Annotated in this window: 17 protein-coding genes and 1 pseudogene; 11 read left to right on the forward strand and 7 right to left on the reverse strand. The window is 72.7% G+C overall.

Features of this window, described 5'->3' with window-relative positions; genetic code table 11:
- Positions 1-25 precede the first annotated feature (25 nt).
- Both AB0G56_RS36780 and AB0G56_RS36785 read left to right on the forward strand, forming a co-directional pair.
- The gene (locus AB0G56_RS36780) at positions 26-334 is read left to right on the forward strand and encodes a DUF4229 domain-containing protein (protein WP_360978877.1); all 309 of its coding nucleotides are present in this window, start codon (positions 26-28) and stop codon (positions 332-334) included.
- Positions 335-430: 96 nt separating this feature from the next.
- Entirely contained in the window at positions 431-1135 is a 705-nt protein-coding gene (locus tag AB0G56_RS36785) for a TetR/AcrR family transcriptional regulator (protein WP_360978880.1), read from the forward strand.
- A 9-nt stretch (positions 1136-1144) separates the two neighbouring features.
- Here AB0G56_RS36785 and AB0G56_RS36790 read toward each other — a convergent pair whose 3' ends face one another.
- Positions 1145-2086 carry a MaoC/PaaZ C-terminal domain-containing protein gene (locus tag AB0G56_RS36790; RefSeq protein WP_360978883.1) on the reverse strand — a complete coding sequence of 314 codons (942 nt, stop codon included), beginning with the start codon at positions 2084-2086 and terminating at the stop codon, positions 1145-1147.
- Positions 2083-3402 (reverse strand): 3-oxoacyl-ACP reductase, encoded by a 1320-nt coding sequence (locus AB0G56_RS36795; RefSeq protein ID WP_360978886.1) that lies wholly within the window; start codon positions 3400-3402, stop codon positions 2083-2085. Before AB0G56_RS36795 ends, AB0G56_RS36790 begins: the two co-directional genes overlap by 4 nt.
- Positions 3403-3488: 86 nt before the next feature.
- Between AB0G56_RS36795 and AB0G56_RS36800 the strand changes: the two genes are divergently transcribed.
- Both AB0G56_RS36800 and AB0G56_RS36805 read left to right on the forward strand, forming a co-directional pair.
- Complete coding sequence (locus AB0G56_RS36800; protein ID WP_360978889.1) at positions 3489-4796, forward strand: acetyl-CoA C-acetyltransferase; 1308 nt, start codon at positions 3489-3491, stop codon at positions 4794-4796.
- A 391-nt stretch (positions 4797-5187) separates the two neighbouring features.
- Positions 5188-7239 carry an AMP-dependent synthetase/ligase gene (locus AB0G56_RS36805; protein WP_360978892.1) on the forward strand — a complete coding sequence of 684 codons (2052 nt, stop codon included), beginning with the start codon at positions 5188-5190 and terminating at the stop codon, positions 7237-7239.
- A gap of 217 nt (positions 7240-7456) precedes the next feature.
- Here the strand turns inward: AB0G56_RS36805 and AB0G56_RS36810 are convergent.
- A pseudogene (locus tag AB0G56_RS36810) lies at positions 7457-8320 on the reverse strand (LysR family transcriptional regulator); the annotation flags it as partial.
- 532 nt (positions 8321-8852) lie between these two features.
- On the reverse strand, positions 8853-9056 hold the full coding sequence (locus AB0G56_RS36815) for a cold-shock protein (RefSeq protein WP_004984723.1): 204 nt from the start codon (positions 9054-9056) through the stop codon (positions 8853-8855).
- Positions 9057-9437: 381 nt separating this feature from the next.
- Between AB0G56_RS36815 and AB0G56_RS36820 the strand changes: the two genes are divergently transcribed.
- From AB0G56_RS36820 to AB0G56_RS36840, 5 genes are all read left to right on the forward strand, one after another.
- Entirely contained in the window at positions 9438-10286 is an 849-nt protein-coding gene (locus tag AB0G56_RS36820; protein ID WP_360978895.1) for a menaquinone biosynthesis protein, read from the forward strand.
- A 353-nt stretch (positions 10287-10639) separates the two neighbouring features.
- A complete protein-coding gene (mqnC, locus tag AB0G56_RS36825; protein ID WP_360978898.1) occupies positions 10640-11839 on the forward strand; it encodes a cyclic dehypoxanthinyl futalosine synthase in 1200 nt (399 codons plus the stop codon).
- A gap of 26 nt (positions 11840-11865) precedes the next feature.
- Complete coding sequence (locus tag AB0G56_RS36830) at positions 11866-12375, forward strand: hypothetical protein (protein ID WP_360978901.1); 510 nt, start codon at positions 11866-11868, stop codon at positions 12373-12375.
- On the forward strand, positions 12372-12587 hold the full coding sequence (locus AB0G56_RS36835; RefSeq protein ID WP_360978904.1) for a DUF397 domain-containing protein: 216 nt from the start codon (positions 12372-12374) through the stop codon (positions 12585-12587). Before AB0G56_RS36830 ends, AB0G56_RS36835 begins: the two co-directional genes overlap by 4 nt.
- A 4-nt stretch (positions 12588-12591) precedes the next feature.
- The gene (locus AB0G56_RS36840; protein ID WP_360978907.1) at positions 12592-13284 is read left to right on the forward strand and encodes a demethylmenaquinone methyltransferase; all 693 of its coding nucleotides are present in this window, start codon (positions 12592-12594) and stop codon (positions 13282-13284) included.
- A gap of 11 nt (positions 13285-13295) precedes the next feature.
- Here the strand turns inward: AB0G56_RS36840 and AB0G56_RS36845 are convergent, their stop codons facing one another.
- Positions 13296-13628 (reverse strand): PASTA domain-containing protein, encoded by a 333-nt coding sequence (locus AB0G56_RS36845; protein ID WP_360978910.1) that lies wholly within the window; start codon positions 13626-13628, stop codon positions 13296-13298.
- 111 nt (positions 13629-13739) lie between these two features.
- Positions 13740-14273 (reverse strand): GNAT family N-acetyltransferase, encoded by a 534-nt coding sequence (locus AB0G56_RS36850; RefSeq protein ID WP_360978913.1) that lies wholly within the window; start codon positions 14271-14273, stop codon positions 13740-13742.
- Positions 14274-14370: 97 nt separating this feature from the next.
- On the opposite strand from AB0G56_RS36850, the gene AB0G56_RS36855 reads away from it, so the two are divergent.
- On the forward strand, positions 14371-15675 hold the full coding sequence (locus AB0G56_RS36855; RefSeq protein WP_360978916.1) for a geranylgeranyl reductase family protein: 1305 nt from the start codon (positions 14371-14373) through the stop codon (positions 15673-15675).
- A 170-nt stretch (positions 15676-15845) separates the two neighbouring features.
- Here AB0G56_RS36855 and AB0G56_RS36860 read toward each other — a convergent pair whose 3' ends face one another.
- Positions 15846-16697 carry a C40 family peptidase gene (locus AB0G56_RS36860; RefSeq protein ID WP_360978919.1) on the reverse strand — a complete coding sequence of 284 codons (852 nt, stop codon included), beginning with the start codon at positions 16695-16697 and terminating at the stop codon, positions 15846-15848.
- An 841-nt stretch (positions 16698-17538) separates the two neighbouring features.
- On the opposite strand from AB0G56_RS36860, the gene AB0G56_RS36865 reads away from it, so the two are divergent.
- Positions 17539-17898, forward strand: a complete 360-nt coding sequence (locus AB0G56_RS36865; RefSeq protein WP_007383963.1) for an NADH-quinone oxidoreductase subunit A — start codon at positions 17539-17541, stop codon at positions 17896-17898.
- Positions 17899-17912 lie beyond the last annotated feature (14 nt).

A 17912-nucleotide genomic window follows, 5' to 3' on the forward strand; every position in this document is an offset into this window, starting at 1 on the left:
GTTCGGAATGGAAGAGTGATTTGAGATGCTCCGCTACACGCTGATGCGCCTCGGGATCTTCGTGGGCTGCCTGGTGGTCGTCTGGGGTCTCGTCTACGCCGGAATCGTGCCGAGCGGCCGCAACGGCTCCAACAGCCTGTGGATCCCGCTTCTCGCGCTCGTGATCTCGGCCCCGATCAGCTTCGTCGTCCTGCGCGGGGAGCGCGACCGGGCGTCCGTCCAGGTCGCCGAGCGCGTGGACCGCATGAAGGCGAACATGCAGGCCGCCGGGCTCGCGGAGGAGCTGGCCGGGGAAGAGGCACGGACCCGTTCCAAGGCGTCGTCCTCCTCCTGACGGCGTGACGGCGTGACGGCGTGATCCGGCCGTGGTGCCCGGCGCCGACCGGCCGGTCGCCCGGCGGCCGGCGGTGCGAACCGTAGGCTTGCGCCCATGGGTGCCGTGAAGACCAAGCGGATGCCGCGGGCGGTTCGCGAACAGCAGATGCTCGACGCCGCCGTGCAGATCTTCGGCCGGCGCGGCTACCGGGCCGCCTCCATGGACGAGATCGCCGAACTGGCGGGCGTCTCCAAGCCGTTGGTCTACCTGTACCTGAACTCCAAGGACGACCTCTTCACCGCCTGCATCCGCCGCGAGGGCGCCGCGCTGACCCAGGCCGTCCGGGCCGGGGCCCGCCCGGACCTGCCCGCCGACCGGCAGCTCTGGGAGGGGCTGCGGGCGTTCTTCACGCACACCGCGCGCTACCCGGACGGCTGGTCGGTGCTGCACCTCCAGGCCCGTACCCACGGCGAGCCGTTCGCGGCCGAGACCGCCGCGATGCGCACGGAGATCGTCTCCTTCGTGCGGCTGCTGATCACCGAGGCGGCGCGCGACGCCCACTGCACAGGGAACGCCCGCCCCGCAGGGGACGCCCGCAGCGAAGGGGACGCCCGCCGCGCTCACGACCTGCCCGAGCACGAGGCGGCCGGGCTCGCCGAGGCGCTGGTGGGCGCCGCCGAGTCCCTCGCCGCCTGGGCCAACGCCACCCCTGGCGTGACGGCCCGGCAGGCAGCGCTCACCCTGATGAACTTCGCCTGGGCAGGCCTGGGCGACCTCATGGAGGGCCGCCCCTGGAGCCCGCCCGCGCCCCGGGACTGACGGACGCGCTCACCCGCGCGGCGCCCGCACCTCGCCCACGAGGTGGACCCGGGCCGTCGGGTCCGCCGAGCGCACCTCGAAGCGGCCGGCGCCGTCGGCGGCGTACGCGAGCGTGCCCGGCAGCAGCACGGGAGCCCGGAAGGCGGCCCGCACCCCGGCGGCTTCGGGGGTCCCGTGGGCGGCGAGGCAGCGGGCCACGGTCCACATGCCGTGGGCGATCGCCCGGGGGAAGCCGAACACCCGGGCGGAGAGCGGATGCAGGTGGATCGGGTTGCGGTCGCCGGAGGCGGCGCCGTAGCGCCGGCCCAGGTCGCCGGGCAGCCGCCACTGTCCGACGGCGGGCAGCGGCGCACGCGCGTCCGGCGCCGGGCCCGCACGCTGGTCCCGGGCAGGGCCCGCGGGCTCGTCCCGCGCGGACTTCGCGCGGCCGGGCACGGGGTCGTGCGTGCGGTGACGGGCCAGGTAGGTGCTCGCCGACTCCCACACGAGGTCCGTGCCCGCGTGCACCTCGGTGATGAGGGTGGCCTGGGTGCCGCGCCGGTGGGCCGCCAGGCCGTCCACGCGCACGGCGAGGGCGTACGTCCCCGCCGCGGGCAGGGCGGTGTGCCGGGTGAGGGTGATCGACGTGTGGACCAGGCCGAGCAGCGGCAGTGGGAAGCCGCCGCCGCTCATCAGGCGCATGGCGAGCGGGAAGCCGAGCACGTGCGGATAGGTGATCGGCAGCGTGTCCTCGCCGGTGGGGAAGCCGCACACCCGCTCGTAGGCGGCCAGTCGCGCCTGGTCGACGCGGACGGACGGCAGGACGAGCCGGTGGCGGGGGAAGGGCGCGTCCGGGTGGGGGCGCTTGAAGGGGGAGCGCAGGGCGCCGCGCGCGAGGAGCGGGGCGAGGGCGGGCGTGCGGGTGAGGACGACGGCGGGGCGGGCGTCCGGGTCGGCGCCGGTCACGGTCACGCCCCCAGCAGGCTCTGCCCGCACACGCGGACGACCTGGCCGTTGACCGCGCCGGAGTCCGGATGCGCGAGCCAGGCCGTCGTCTCGGCGACGTCGACGGGCAGCCCGCCCTGCGCGAGGGAGTTCATCCGGCGGCCCGCCTCCCGGATGAACAGCGGTACGGCGGCCGTCATCCTGGTCTCGATGAACCCGGGCGCGACGGCGTTCACCGTGACCCCGTGCTCGCGCAGCGCGCGGGGCGCGAGGGCGCGGACGAGTCCGGCGACGCCCGCCTTGCTCGCGCCGTAGTTGGTCTGGCCCGCGTTCCCGGCCAGGCCCGCGATGGAGGCGGTGGCCACGATCCGGCCGCCCGGGCGCAGGGTGCCGGCCGCGAGCAGCGCGTCGGTGGTGCGCAGCACGCTCGCCAGGTTGACCTGCAGGACCGGACTCCAGCGCTCAGCGGGCATGTTGACCAGCCGCCGGTCCCGGGTGATGCCCGCGTTGTGGATCAGGACGTCGAGGCCGCCGGGCAGCGCGGCGGCGATCCGCTCGCCCGCGTCGGCGGCGGTGATGTCGAGAGCGAGGGCGGTGCCGCCGAGGCGCGCGGCGACCGCGCGGGCGTCCGCCTCGGCCGCGGGGACGTCCAGGACGACGACGTGGGCGCCGTCCCGGGCGAGCGTCTCGGCGACCGCTTCGCCGATGCCGCGCGCGCCGCCGGTGACGAGGGCGGTGCGCCCGGCCAGGGGCCGCTCCGGGTCCGCCGGGGCGCCCTGGGGCGCGGGGGTGTCCGGCGCCGGGGCGCCGACGTGGATCACCTGGCCGCTGACGTAGGCCGACTTCGGGGAGAGCAGGAAGCGGAGGGTGGATCCGGCGGCGTCCGCGTCGGTGAGCCGGACGAGGTTCACCGTCCTGCCCCGGCCGATCTCCTTGCCGAGGGACCGGGTGAAGCCCTCCAGGGCCTGCTGGGCGGCGGCCTGGTGGTGGTCGTCCGCATCGAGCGGGGCGCCCAGCAGGACCACGCGCCCGCTCGCCGCGACCGACCGCAGGACGGGGTGCAGCGCGGCGTGCACGGCGCCGAGCCCGTCGACGTCCCGGACCCCGGTGGCGTCGAGGACCACGGCAGCGGGGTCCCGGTCGCCCGGCGGCAGTCCGGCGCGGGCGAGCACCGGGGCGGCGTCGAGGCCGCTCCCACCGGCCGTCAGGTGCAGCAGGGGGCCGTCGAGCACGGGCTGCCGCGGTGACCAGCGCCGCAGGGCCGCGGGCTGGGGAAGCCCGAGGCGGCGGGTCAGGAAGCGGCCCGGCGCGGTGCCGGTGAAGCTCAGGTAGCGGTCGGCCATGTGCCGTCTCCCACGGGTCGCCAATGCTTACTGTGGAGTAAGGTTACCGGGGGTAAGCCTACGTCACGGGTGAGGAGCAGGTCGAGATGAGTCCCCTTCAGGCCGAACCGCGACAACCCGAACCGCACGTGATCCGCCGGGTTGCGGTCCTCGGCGGCGCGCGCATCCCCTTCGCCCGCTCCGACGGCCCCTACGCCACCGCCTCCGACCAGGAGATGCTCACCGCCGCCCTGGACGCCCTCGTCGAGCGGTACGGCCTTCAGGAACCCGGTGCCGTGGGTGAGTTCGTCGCCGGTGCCGTCCTCAAGCACAGCCGCGACTTCAACCTCGCCCGCGAGACCGTCCTCGGCTCCCGGCTGGATCCGCGCACCCCCGCCTACGACATCCAGCAGGCCTGCGGCACCGGTCTCCAGGCGGTGATCGCGGCCGCCAACAAGATCGCCCTCGGGCAGAGCGGGTCCGCGATCGCGGGCGGCGCCGACACCGCGAGCGACGCCCCACTGGGCGTCAACGACGAACTGCGCCGCATCCTGCTCGCCGCCCGGCGCGCGAAGTCCACCGGCGCCCGGCTGAGGGCCCTCGCCCGGGTGCGCCCCCGCCACCTCGTCCCCGACATCCCGCGCAACGCCGAACCCCGCACCGGCCTGTCCATGGGCGAGCACGCCGCCGTCACCGCCCGCGCCTTCGGCATCACCCGCGAGGCCCAGGACGAACTGGCGGCCGCCAGCCACCAGCGGCTCGCCGCCGCCTACGACCGCGGCTTCTTCCAGGACCTCGTGGTCCCCTTCCGCGGCCTGGAACGCGACCAGAACCTCCGGCCCGGCTCCACGGTGGGGAAACTCGCCTCGCTCAAGCCGGTGTTCGGCCTGGACCGGCCCGGCCCGACCATGACGGCGGGCAACTCCACGCCCCTGACGGACGGCGCGGCGACCGTGCTCCTGGCGTCCGAGGACTGGGCGCGCGCCCGCGGCCTGGAACCGCTCGCGTACCTGACGGCGTACGAGACCGCGGCCGTCGACTTCGTGCGGGGCGACGTGGCGGACGGCGAGGACGGCCTGCTGATGGCACCCGCCCACGCCGTCCCGCGGATGCTGGAGCGGGCCGGGCTCGGCATGGAGGACTTCGACCTGGTCGAGATCCACGAGGCGTTCGCCTCCCAGGTGCTGGCGACCCTGGCGGCCTGGGAGGAACGCGGCCTGGCACCGGTCGACCGCGCCCGCCTCAACGTGGCCGGCTCCTCCCTCGCCACCGGCCACCCCTTCGCCGCGACCGGCGCCCGCATCGTGGCGACCCTGGCCCGGCTGCTCGCCGAGCGCGAGGGTCCGGCGCGCGGCCTGGTCTCCGTCTGCGCGGCCGGCGGACAGGGAGTGACGGCGATCCTGGAGCGCGCCTGAGCCGTGCGCGCGGACGGACCCGCGACCGCGCACGCGCAGGAAGCAGCAGCACGCGCAGGAAGCAGCAGGAGGAAGCACCCGCGGAAAACGCCGGAGGGAAGCACCCGCGGAAACACCGGGGGAAGCACCGGGGGACGCATCCACGGAAACCGGGGGGAAGCGCCCGCGGAAAAGGTGCGCAACCCGCACAACCCCGTCCCCGGACCATCGCCACGCCCGCCCCGATTCCGCACGGACTCCCCATGAACACGCCGTACGATCCCGAGTGCAACCGGCGGTAACACCGAAGGCCCCGCACAGCCGCGCACGCACCACCGGTGAACGACTCGGTCCGCACCGTGCGTACCCCATGCGGCGAAGCAGGACACAGCCGCAGGCCCCAGGAGCTGCCATGCCCATCTCGTACTCGTCGTCCCCGTGGCCGTCCGGCTCTCCCCTGCCACCGCCCTCCGCACCCGGCCACGCAGGCTCCGGCGGCCACGGCCACGGCCCCTACGACTACGACCAGGGCCCCGGCGGCGGCCCCGGAGCCCTCGCGCCGCGGCTCACGCGGCTGGACGGCGAGGTGCGCGAGGCGTACGTGCCCCCGCTGGTGGCCCGGGTGACCCACGGCTCGCTCGCCGACCTGCCGTTCGAGAACGCCGCCGCCGACCCCGAGCGCCGCGTCCTCAGCCGCCGCGGCGAGGACGGCACCTGGACCCACGTGACCGCACGGCACTTCGCCGCCCAGGTGCGCGCCCTGGCGAAGGGCCTGATCGCGGAGGGCATGGCACCGGGCGACCGGATCGCCGTGATGGCACGCACGCGCTACGAGTGGACACTGCTCGACTTCGCCGCCTGGGCCGCCGGGCTCGTCACCGTCCCGGTCTACCCGACCTCCTCCCTCTTCCAGATCCGCTGGATCCTGCACGACGCGGGTGCCGTGGCCCTGGTGACCGAGACGGCCCGCCAGGCGGCGGCGCTCGGCCCGGAGCGCGACCGCCTGCCCGGCCTGCGCCACCTGTGGGTCATGGACCACGGCCACCTGGACCGGCTGGCGGAGCTGGGCGAGAACACCGTGGCGGACCAGGAGACCGACGTACGCCGGGGCGTCCTCGGCCCCGACACCCCGGCCACCCTCGTCTACACCTCGGGCACGACGGGCCGCCCGAAGGGCTGCGCCCTGACCCACGGCAACTTCCTCGCCGAGGTCGACAACGCGATCGAACTGCTCTACCCGGTCTTCAAGGCCAAGGACGCCAAGAACGCCAAGAACGTCAAGAACGCCAAGGACGCCAAGGAATCGGAGGAGCCCGCGACCCTGCTCTTCCTGCCCCTCTCGCACGTCTTCGGCCGCATGGTCGCGGTCGCCTGCGTCCGCGCCGGGGTACGGCTCGGGCACGCGCCGAGCCTCGCGGCGAAGGACCTGCTGGACGCCCTCGCGAGCTTCAGGCCCACGTTCCTGCTGGCCATCCCGTACATGCTGGAGAAGATCTACAACAACGCGCGGGCCACGGCCGAGCGCGGCGGCCGGGCGTCCTCCTTCGACCGCGCGGCCGGGGTGGCCCGCCGCTACGCCGAGGCGGTCGAGGCCCGCCGGCACGGCTCGGGCCCCGGTCCCGGCCGCTCCCTCAAGGCGGCCCGCGCCTTCTACGACCCGCTCGTCTACCGCCGCATCCGAGGCGCCCTCGGCGGCCGTCTGCGGCACGTCATCTGCGGCGGCTCCCCGCTGGGCCGCCGCCTCGCCGCCTTCTACGCGGGCGCGGGCATCGAGATCTACGAGGGCTACGGCCTCACGGAGTCGACGGGCGCGGCGACGGTCACGCCACCGCACCGGCCCCGCCTGGGCACGGTGGGCTGGCCGCTGCCCGGCACCCGGGTCCGTATCGCCGCGGACGGCGAGGTGCTGCTGAGCGGCGGCCAGGTGTTCCGGGGGTACTGGGAGCCCCACGCGGGCGGGGTGGTCCCGGCGACCCACGACGGCTGGTTCGCCACGGGCGACATCGGCCGCCTGGACGACGAGGGCCACCTGACGATCACCGGCCGCAAGAAGGAGATCCTGATCACCGCGGGCGGCAAGAACGTGGCCCCGGCGCCCCTGGAGAACTGGCTGCGCTCGCATCCCCTGATCTCCCAGTGCATGGTCCTGGGCGACGGCCGCCCCTACATCGGCGCGCTGATCACCCTGGACCCCGAGGGCATCACGCACTGGCGCCGGATGAACGGCAGGCACCCCGTGCCCGCTGAACTCCTCACCGACGACCCGGACCTGGCGGCCGTCCTGCAACGGGCGGTGGACGAGGCGAACAAGCTGGTCTCCCGCCCCGAGTCGATCCGCCGCTTCGCCGTCCTCCCGGTGGACTTCACGGAACAGGCGGGCCACCTGACACCCTCGATGAAGCTGCGCAGGCAGGCGATCATGCGTGACTTCGCCCGGGAGGTGGAGGGGTTGTACGGGGGCTGAGGGGCGCGGGCGCGGGTTCGGGCCGCGGTTGCGGCTGCGGCTTCCGTGCTTCCGCCGTCTCCGTCTCCGTCGCCGTCTCCGTCTCCGTCGCCGTCTCCGTCTCCGTCGCCGTCTCCGTCGCCGTGTCCGTCGCCGTCGCCGTCTCCGTATCCGGCTTCGGCTCCGGGCCCAGGCCCTGAGCCGGGGAGTCGGTGCCGGGGTCGCGGCAGCAGTCCACCACCGTCTCGGCGAACGCGCGGGCCAGCGGGCTGAGCGCGTCCCAGCGGCGGACCGCCCAGCCGACGGACAGCGGGCGCAGGGCCGGTACGGGCACCAGGCGCAGCGGGCCGCCCGGCGTCGTGTGCCCGGGCAGGGCGGGCAGCACCGCGCGGCCCACCCCCAGCTCGGCCAGCAGGAACGCCGTGTCCCAGTCGGCGACGCTCGTGTCCGAGCCGAACCGGACGCCCAGCTCGGCGCAGGCGGCGTCCAGGTGCGCGGCCGAGGTGGAGTTCGGCGGCAGCCGGATCAGGCGCAGGTCGCGCAGCTGGGCCGCGTCGACGCAGGCGCGGTCCGCCAGCGGGTCCTCGGCCCGCACCGCCAGCACCCACGGCAGGTCCAGCACCCCGCGCTGCTCGATGCCCCGCACCGGGGCGCCCAGCGTGACCCAGGCCAGGTCCAGCTCGCCGCCGGCCAGCGCGTCGAAGCAGCCCCGGCTCGAACTCTCCGTGAAGAACTCCAGGTTGACCTTGGGGTAGCGCTGCCGGAAGGCGACGACCGCGTCCGCCATGAAGTGCCGCACGGTCGTCGCACCGGTCGCGATCCGCACCTCGCCGCTCTCGCCGTCGGCCAGGTCACGCAGCCGCCGCAGCGCACCGTCCAGGCCGGCGAGACCGTCGGCGGCGGCTGCCCGCAGGACCGCGCCCGCCGGGGTGGGGACGACCCCGCGCGGCCGGCGTTCCAGCAGGCTGACGCCGGTCTCCCGCTCCAGCCGTTTCACGTGCTGGCTCACCGCCGACTGGGTGCAGCCCAGGTCCCGGGCCACCGCGCTGAGGTTGCCCGCCCGGCACACGGCCACGAACACCCGTAGATCATCGAGAGTCACCGGCCCAGGCTAGTGCTGCGGCCGGAAAGGTCCACCGGCTCGCGACGCCCGGCACGGCTCCCCCAAGCTCTTCGAGCAGGGGGGACCCCCAGCCGCGTTGTCGCATCACCCGAGTACATCCAGTACGCGGGTGATGCTCCGCCTTGCGATGCTCCCCCACTGCCTGAAGGGCGTGGGAGGTACCCCCAGCACCGGACGCCGCGAGCTTCCCGGCAAACCTTTCCGGCCACAGCACTAGCCACGGACGGCCGCCCAGACCCAAGGTTTCCCTTGGGGATGCGCACAAATCCCCAGGATTGACTGGACCTTGCTCCTGTACGACGATCTCCGCAGGGCCCGGGCGGCAACCCGCTCCGCCTCCCGCCGGGGTCCGGACCACGGGCGGGGGAGGGAGCGGGTGCCGACCCAACCGGAACGAATGCCGCCCGAGCGGAGCGGACCGGAAGCGGCGGCGGAAAGGCAGGAGCCCCGTCGCCGGAAGGCGCGGGGCTCCTTGGGTACTTCAATCAGAACGGTTACTGCGCGCGGACGCTCAGACCGGGGTGACGTTCTCCGCCTGCGGGCCCTTCGGACCCTGGGTGACGTCGAAGGACACCTGCTGGTTCTCTTCGAGAGAGCGGAAACCGGTCGCGTTGATCGCGGAGTAGTGGACGAAGACGTCGGGGCCGCCGCCTTCCTGGGCAATGAAACCAAAGCCCTTTTCGGCGTTGAACCACTTCACGGTTCCGGTAGCCATAAGCCCTCCTTGGGCTCAAAGGGTCGCCCTGCTCCAGAACCTGCAAGTGTGAAAACGAGATCGCCGCACAACTGCATACGTCTGAAAACGACCAGAGCCCGCGGTTACATGCTCCGCAGGCTCTGTACTGCAAGGGAAACCAAAACTGCAACTTGCTGGTGAGCCTAGCATGCAGGCACCGGAACGCAATAGGGGCCAAGATCACGTCACCCGGATGTTTGAAGGCTCTGGTGAGAGGTTGACGCAACAGGTCGGGAGAAGCCGGACATCCAGGCGGCCGGACGGGTGAGCGGGAGGTCCGGGCCCCGGCGTTCCGGCGGCCGGCAGGGCGTCGGCGGGGGCGGCGGCGGGAACCGGCGGGCCGGGGTCTAGTCTCGCGATGTGGACAATTCTCGCATCCGGCCGCGCGTCGGCCACATCCAGTTCCTCAACTGCCTGCCCCTCTACTGGGGGCTCGCGAGAACCGGCACGCTCCTCGACTTCGAACTGACCAAGGACACCCCGGAAAAGCTCAGCGAGCAGCTCGTGCGGGGAGACCTCGACATCGGCCCCGTGACCCTCGTCGAGTTCCTCAAGAACGCGGACGACCTGGTCGCCTTCCCCGACATCGCCGTCGGCTGCGACGGCCCGGTGATGTCGTGCGTGATCGTCTCGCAGGTCCCGCTGGACCGGCTCGACGGCGCCCGGGTCGCCCTCGGGTCGACCTCCCGCACCTCCGTCCGCCTCGCCCAGCTGCTGCTCGCCGAGCGGTACGGGGTGACGCCGGACTACTACACCTGCCCGCCCGACCTCAGCCTGATGATGCAGGAGGCGGACGCGGCGGTGCTCATCGGCGACGCGGCCCTGCGCGCCAACCTGCACGACGGCCCGCGCTACGGCCTCGAGGTGCACGACCTCGGGCAGCTGTGGAAGGAGTGGACGGGCCTGCCGTTCGTCTTCGCCGTCTGGGCGGCACGCCGCGACTACCTGGAGCGGGAGCCCGTCATCACCCGCAAGGTGCACGAGGCCTTCCTGTCCTCGCGCAACCTCTCCCTGGAGGAGGTCGGCAAGGTCGCCGAGCAGGCGGCCCGCTGGGAGGCCTTCGACGAGAAGGTGCTGGAGAAGTACTTCACCACCCTCGACTTCAGCTTCGGCGCCCCGCAGCTGGAGGCGGTCACGGAGTTCGCCCGGCGCGTCGGCCCGACCACGGGCTTCCCGGCGGACGTCGAGGTGGCCCTCCTGCGGCCCTGACCGCGGCCCGCGCACGCTGCCGAGGGGCCGCGGGCCCGGCGTACGGGGGAGCCGGTGGACACCGGAACCCGCCCCCGCCTCGCCGCCTCGCCCGCGCCCCCGGACGCGTCCCCGTCCGGCGCCTTGCCCTCCGTGTTCCCGGGACGCGGACGACCGCACGGTCCACCTCCGTCCCGGCGGCGCCGCCGCCCTCCGGTCCACCTCGGACGGCCCGGAGGCGGGCAACCGCAGGGCCCGGCCGGAGCACGTGTCCTGGCCGGGTGCCGACGGCCTGGCGTCGGCCCGCGATCAGCACTGGCGTAGGCTGTTTCGGTCCGTCCAATCCCTACGAACCCTCTGCGAAAGGGACGCCGGTGACCGAGAAGGCCGACCTTCAGTCCGTCCTCGACCGTGCCGCCGCGGGCGGACGGATCTCCTACGAGGAGGCGCTCGACCTGTACCGGCACGCGCCGCTGCACGCGCTGGGCGCCGCCGCCGACGCCGTACGCCGCCGCAAGTACGCCGGTACCGAGCACATCGCGACGTACATCATCGAGCGCAACATCAACTACACGAACGTGTGCGTCACGGCGTGCAAGTTCTGCGCCTTCTACGCGGCCCCCAAGGACACCGCCAAGGGCTGGACCCGCGACCTGGACGACATCCTGCGCCGCTGCGCGGAGACCGTCGAGCTCGGCGGCACCCAGATCATGTTCCAGGGCGGCCACCACCCGGACTACGGCGTGGAGTACTACGAGAAGCACTTCTCGGCCATCAAGAAGGCGTTCCCGCAGCTCGTCATCCACAGCCTGGGGGCCTCCGAGGTCGAGCACATGGCCCGGATCTCCAAGGTCTCCGTCGAGGAGGCCATCACCCGCATCCACGCGGCCGGTCTCGACTCCTTCGCCGGCGCCGGCGCCGAACTCCTGCCCGAGCGGCCCCGCAAGGCCATCGCCCCGCTGAAGGAGTCCGGCGAGCGCTGGCTGGAGATCATGGAGACCGCGCACCGGCTGGGCGTGGAGTCCACCTCCACCATGCTGATGGGCACCGGCGAGACCAACGCCGAGCGCATCGAGCACCTGCGGATGATCCGCGACGTCCAGGACCGCACCGGCGGTTTCCGCGCCTTCATCCCGTACACCTACCAGCCGGAGAACAACCACCTGAAGGGCCGCACGCAGGCCACGCTCTTCGAGTACCTGCGGATGATCGCCATCGCCCGCCTCTTCCTGGACAACGTCATGCACATCCAGGGCTCCTGGCTGACCACCGGCAAGGAGGTCGGCCAGCTCACCCTGCACTACGGCGCCGACGACCTCGGCTCGATCATGCTGGAGGAGAACGTCGTCTCCTCCGCCGGTGCCAGGCACCGCTCCAACCGCATGGAGATCATCGAGCTGATCCGCAGGGCGGGCCGCGTCCCGGCGCAGCGCTCCACGACGTACGAGCACATCGTCGTGCACGACGACCCGGCGAACGACCCCGTCGACGACCGCGTGATGTCCCACATCTCCTCCACGGCGCTCGACGGCGGCACCGCGCACCCGGAACTGAAGCTGCTCGCGTCCAGCTGAGCCGCCCGGACGAACCGTCGAGTCCCATGCTGACGATCCACCGCCCGCTGGCGGACCCGGACCGCTCGGTCGCGGTCGAGGGCGACCGGATCGTGGGCCTCGGCCCGTACGAGGAGCTGCGCGCCGCGCACGGCGCGGGCGCCCGCCTCCGCGAGTGGGCCGGGACCCTCGTCCCCGGACGGCACGAACCGGACGCCGTACGCCTGCTGGAGACCCTGTACTGGCCCGACCCGCGCGAGGCCGACGAGCTGGGCACGCAGCCGCTGCCCGTCGGCCCGGACGGGATGCCCGAGGCCCGCTGGGGCGCGAGCGCCCGGCGCGGACTCCAGCGGATGCTGGCGCGCGGGGTGACGTCGGTGGCCGGACCGTTCGACCGCCCGCCGGTGCGGACCGCCGTGCAGCGGTCCGGCGTCCTGGTCGGCCCCGGTGCCGCGGCCCTCGCCCCGGGCGCCCGCGCGGACTTCGCCGTCCTCGCGGCGGACGGGAGCTGCCTGGCGACCGTGGTGGGCGGACGGCTCGTCCACCGGCGGGCATGAACACGATTGCGGCGGTTGACCGTACTCGTCTGCGCGGCGACACCGGAGGCGAGTGCGTCGGGCACGCGGACCTCACCGCCCACATCGCCCTGCGCGACAGCAAGAAGCCGGCCGGAGGCCGCCTCGCCGTCGCGCCGGAGGCCTTCGCCCGGTTCGCGGGGGCGGCGGCGCGGGGCGAGCTGCAGGTCCCGGGCGGGCGGCTGCAACAATGACGGGGTGACCCGCGCATCCCTGGAGAAGCAGCCGCACGAAGTCGCCTCGATGTTCGACGACGTGGCGGAACGGTACGACCTGACCAACGACGTGCTGTCCCTCGGACAGGACCGGCGCTGGCGCAAGGAGGTCGCCAGAGCGGTCGACGCGCGCCCGGCGCAGAAGATCCTCGACCTCGCCGCCGGCACGGCCACCTCCTCGCTGCCCTTCACCCGCGCCGGGGCCTACGTCGTGCCCTGCGACTTCTCGATCGGCATGCTCCAGGTGGGCAAGCAGCGGCACGGCTGGCTGCCGTTCACCGCGGGCGACGCGACGCGGCTGCCGTTCAAGGACGACACCTTCGACGCGGTCACCATCTCCTTCGGGCTGCGCAACGTGCAGGACTTCGACGCGGCGCTGCGCGAGATGCACCGGGTGACGCGGCCCGGCGGACGCGTGGTGATCTGCGAGTTCTCGCACCCGACGTGGGCGCCCTTGCGTACCGTCTACACGGAGTACCTGATGCGGGCCCTGCCGCCCGTGGCCCGCGCGGTCTCCTCCAGCCCGGACGCGTACGTCTACCTCGCCGAGTCCATCCGGGCCTGGCCCGACCAGCCGGCGCTGGCCGGAAGGCTGCGCGAGGCCGGCTGGTCGAAGGTGGCCTGGCGCAACCTCACCGGCGGGATCGTCACCCTGCACCGGGGCTTCAAGGCCTGAGGGCCGGCCGGTCAGCAGGGGCCGACGACGGCGCAGGGCTCGCCGGGCTCACCGCCCGGCCGGCCCGGCTCGTCGAGTTCGCGGCGCAGGCCGCCCGGGGGCGGCCCCGGCACACGTGGCTCACGGACGCCCCCGCCGCCCTCGCCCGGCCCGAAGTCGAACCACACGTACACCAGGGAGTCGCGCGGCACCTCGGCGCCGGGCCGCGGGTACTGGCGTACGACGTGGTCGACGACGGTGAGGTGGAAGTCGGGCCGGTCGGGCGCGTCGAGCAGCAGGCCCCGCGCCCGGGCGGTCTCGCGCGCGTCCACGGCCATCAGGCCGACCAGGCGCGGAACGCGCACTTCCGGTGTCTTGGGCCTCGGGTACACGGACGTCACCCCCCCAGCGGTACCGGCAGGGTAGCCGCCCGGAACACCACCCGGAAGCTCTCTGTGTCTTTCCGTGACATTCGATTACATGGAGTGACTGTCACTCTCCGGGCCGAGCGAGAGCCGGTAGCAGTGGCCGATCCGCTTCCGGTCCGGTGTCACGAAGGTCTCCGCGTGGTGCATGCCCAGACGCCGGGTCACCGCTATGGAGCGCGTGTTGCGCCGGTCGACCATGGCGACCACGCCCGGCAGACCGGCCGCGCGCAGCCGCTCCAGGGTCATCCGGGCCGCCGCCGTGACGTAACCCCGCCCCCAGTACTCCCGGCCGAGGCGCCAGCCGATCTCGATCTCGCCCACCGGGCCCCACTCGCCGGGCCACGGCTGGGCGCCGGTGAAGCCGATGGCCCGGCCGGACTCGTCGAGCATCGTCCAGAAGCAGAAGCCGCGTTCGGCGTCGTGCCGGCGCTGGCGGGCGGTCAGCTCCTCGTAGACGGACAGCTCCGCGGAACGGCCGCCGTGGTACTCCATGACGTCCGGGTCGTCGAAGAGGCGGTGCCAGGCGACGGCGTCCTCGTCGGTGGGGACGCGCAGCCGTACGACGGGCGGAACTCGGTTCACAGGGCAGCCCTTCAGCCGGGTGATCAGTGCCGCTGAATAGACTGCCCATGTCCAGTGCCGGTCGGCACGCAGATTTCGAACTTGGGGAGATCCCGCCGTGACCGTCGAGACTGAGCCCCTCTCCGACCCCCTCTCCGGGAGCAGCGCCGATGTGATCGTCGTGGGTGCGGGACCGGCCGGTTCCACCACCGCGTACCACCTCGCCCGGGCCGGTCTCGACGTCCTCCTGCTGGAGAAGACCGAGTTCCCGCGCGAGAAGGTGTGCGGCGACGGTCTGACCCCGCGCGCCGTCAAGCAGCTCGTCGCCATGGGCATCGACATCTCGGAGGAAGCGGGCTGGCTGCGCAACAAGGGCCTGCGGATCATCGGCGGCGGCGTCCGGCTCCAGCTCGACTGGCCCGACCTGGCCTCCTTCCCCGACTACGGACTCGTCCGCAAGCGCGACGACTTCGACGAGCAGCTCGCCCGGCAGGCCCAGAAGGCGGGCGCGCGGCTGTACGAGCGCTGCAACGTCTCCGCTCCCGTCGTGGACGACCGCACCGGCCGCATCACCGGCGTGAAGGCCAAGCTCGGCGAGGAGAAGCGGGAGGTCACCTTCCACGCGCCGCTCGTCGTCGCCGCCGACGGCAACTCCACCCGGCTCTCCCTGGCGATGGGCCTGCACCGCCGTGAGGACCGCCCGATGGGCGTCGCCGTGCGCACGTACTTCACCTCGCCGCGCCACGACGACGACTACCTGGAGTCCTGGCTGGAGCTGTGGGACCGGCGCGGCCCGCAGGACCGCCTGCTGCCCGGCTACGGCTGGGTCTTCGGCATGGGCGACGGCACGTCCAACGTGGGCCTCGGCGTGCTGAACACCTCGGCCGCCTTCAAGGAGCTGGACTGGCGGGAGATCCTGAAGGCCTGGTGCGCCTCGATGCCCGAGGACTGGGGCTACACCCCGGAGAACATGACGGGACCCATCCGCGGCGCCGCGCTGCCGATGGCCTTCAACCGGCAGCCCCACTACACGCGCGGCCTGCTGCTCGTCGGCGACGCCGGCGGCCTGGTGAACCCCTTCAACGGTGAAGGCATCGCCTACGCCATGGAGTCCGGCGCGCTCGCCGCCGACGTCATCGTCCAGGCGCACTCCCGTGCCACGCCCGCCCAGCGCGAACTGGCCCTCCAGCGCTATCCGCGCGTCCTGAAGGACACCTACGGCGGCTACTACACGCTGGGCCGTGCCTTCGTGAAGCTCATCGGCAACCCGAAGGTCATGCAGATCGCCGCCCAGCGCGGCCTCACGCACCCGCTGCTGATGAAGTTCACCCTCAAGCTCCTCGCCAACCTCACCGACCCCACCGGCGGCGACGCGATGGACCGCATCATCAACGGCCTGAGCAAGGTGGCGCCGAAGGCGTGAGACAGGCGCGGGGATGACCGTGAGGCCGGCTCGTCCTGAGCCGGCCTCAGTCATGTCCCGGGGTGCGCCGGTCGGCACATCGGGGGCGAATCGGGTGAAGGGGAAACGACGGAAGGGCCGCTGCCCCCGAGCGGCTGCGGCCCTTCCCCCTCTACGGCGGTGTACGGGGCTCAGAGCACCCGGACGGCCCCGGTGGGCGGGTCGTACGACAGAGGCCTCTCCACGACGCCCGTGGAGGAGTTCTGCGCGCCGACGAACATACCGCCACCGACGTACACGGCCACGTGGTACGCGCTGCCGCTGCCGCCCCAGTAGAGGATGTCGCCCGGCTGCAGGTTGGACAGGGACACCTGGGTGCCGACGGTCGACTGGTCCTGGGAGACGCGCGGCAGGCTGACGCCCACCTGCTTGAAGGCGGTCTGCACGAGGCCCGAGCAGTCGTAGGCGGACGGGCCGGTGGCGCCGGGGATGTAGGCCTTGCCGACCTGCGCCTTGACGAACGAGATGACGGAGGCGACCGAACCGGTCCCCGTGGACGTGCCGACGGACACGTCGGCGCTGCTGCTGCCGGAACCGCTGCCGGATCCGGTGCTCGCCTGGGTGGCGAGCGTGGTGCGGGCGGCGCTGCGCGAGGCCTGCTCGGCGGCGGCCTTGCGGGCGGCGGCCTCCTCGGCGGCCTTCTTCTTCGCGGCCTCGGCCTTCTTCTTGGCCTCGGCGAGGTCCGACTTGGCCTGCTTCGCGGCGTTCGCGGAGGCCGCGTCACGCTCGGCCTGGAGCTGGTAGTTCGCGGCGGTCTGCTGCGTGGCGTCCGCGGACTGGGCGACCTGGTCGGCCAGGTCGGCGGTGAGCGTGGGCAGTTCGAGGGTCTGGGTGACCGGCTCGGCGGCGCTCGCCGTGGAGGCGGACGCACCGGCCACTGCCAGGGTGCCGAGGACGCCACCGGCAACTCCGGCCCGCATCGCGATTGTCGACGCGCTACGGCGGGGCTTCCGGTGGCTGCGTATGTGAGCGGTGTGGGACATGGGAACAACCGGTATCAGGGGCTCCTCCATATCTTCAAGAAACGTGGTCTGCGCCACATTTGCTCAACCGGGGGTGCGAACGCCGGGCGTGTCGTCCCTTATTGACGCCGTAACGGACATTGCGGGCACAGATGATCATGCCTGTGATCATGGTCTTTCGCTGTTACGCCCGAATTGCCCCGCACCTACCATCGGTTGGGACCGTTGGCCAAGCCCGGTTCTCATGGGCCTCTCATCGATGTGGCGGAGGTCACGGAACGGTCACCGTACCCTCCCGCGTCCGCGCGCCCGCCTCCGAGGGGGCGGAGCGCCGACTTGTCCGATCGGTGCGCCGAAGTCCCGAACGCCCCAGAGGCCACAGCAGTCACAGACAACCTCGGGAGCCACATGCGTCGCTTGTGAACGGGTGAACGCGCCGGAGCGCGTCCACTTTCCGTTCCGCGGTCCCTCTGATGTGTGAAAAGCGGCCCTATATCAAGGTCTTGACGCCGTCCGCCACTTTGCGCCGAACGCTGGTCATCTGATAGTGCAGACCCCCTCCGACCTGCAAATACGAGGTAAAATGTAACCAGTGGTGATCACTCAGGTGCTTCGCGTGCGAAGATCACCGCTCATCCGGCTTGATGATCCTTCGTCAGGTGGTGGAGATCACAAAGCTGGTGCAATACCCCGTGTCGCAGATCACAGAGTGTCGGGCATAGGATGCCCTGCAGTTGGGCTTGTGACCTGCTTCACATGTTCCCGATCTTCGCCGGGACGGGCGGGGCTCGTGGGACAGACGAGGCAGTTGTGAACCCAACGACCGCCAGCAGTCAGTGCCGACTGAGAGGAGCGAGGAGCGGTGAACGCGTATGCGCCCATCCTCGTACTGGGAGCCCTCGGGGCAGGCTTTGCGATCTTCTCCGTGGTCATGGCCACGCTGATCGGGCCGAAGCGGTACAACCGCGCCAAGCTCGAGGCGTACGAGTGCGGCATCGAGCCCACTCCCACGCCGGCCGGCGGCGGGCGCTTCCCCATCAAGTACTACCTGACGGCGATGCTCTTCATCGTCTTCGACATCGAGATCGTCTTCCTCTACCCCTGGGCCGTCACCTTCGACGCCCTGGGTGTTTTCGGGCTCGTGGAGATGCTGCTCTTCGTGCTCACCGTCTTCGTCGCGTACGCGTACGTATGGCGGCGCGGCGGCCTGGAATGGGACTGAGGGGCCTTATAAGA

The organism is Streptomyces sp. NPDC021356 (assembly GCF_040641015.1).
GTDB lineage: Bacteria > Actinomycetota > Actinomycetes > Streptomycetales > Streptomycetaceae > Streptomyces.

Bases quoted from the DNA above. Each gene is read 5' to 3' on its own strand.
- AB0G56_RS36780 (WP_360978877.1), top strand. From the start codon at position 26: ATGCTCCGCTACACGCTGATGCGCCTCGGGATCTTCGTGGGCTGCCTG.
- AB0G56_RS36785 (WP_360978880.1), top strand. From the start codon at position 431: ATGGGTGCCGTGAAGACCAAGCGGATGCCGCGGGCGGTTCGCGAACAG.
- AB0G56_RS36795 (WP_360978886.1), bottom strand. From the start codon at position 3,402: ATGGCCGACCGCTACCTGAGCTTCACCGGCACCGCGCCGGGCCGCTTC.
- AB0G56_RS36800 (WP_360978889.1), top strand. From the start codon at position 3,489: ATGAGTCCCCTTCAGGCCGAACCGCGACAACCCGAACCGCACGTGATC.
- AB0G56_RS36805 (WP_360978892.1), top strand. From the start codon at position 5,188: ATGCCCATCTCGTACTCGTCGTCCCCGTGGCCGTCCGGCTCTCCCCTG.
- AB0G56_RS36815 (WP_004984723.1), bottom strand. From the start codon at position 9,056: ATGGCTACCGGAACCGTGAAGTGGTTCAACGCCGAAAAGGGCTTTGGT.
- AB0G56_RS36830 (WP_360978901.1), top strand. From the start codon at position 11,866: ATGCTGACGATCCACCGCCCGCTGGCGGACCCGGACCGCTCGGTCGCG.
- AB0G56_RS36835 (WP_360978904.1), top strand. From the start codon at position 12,372: ATGAACACGATTGCGGCGGTTGACCGTACTCGTCTGCGCGGCGACACC.
- AB0G56_RS36860 (WP_360978919.1), bottom strand. From the start codon at position 16,697: ATGTCCCACACCGCTCACATACGCAGCCACCGGAAGCCCCGCCGTAGC.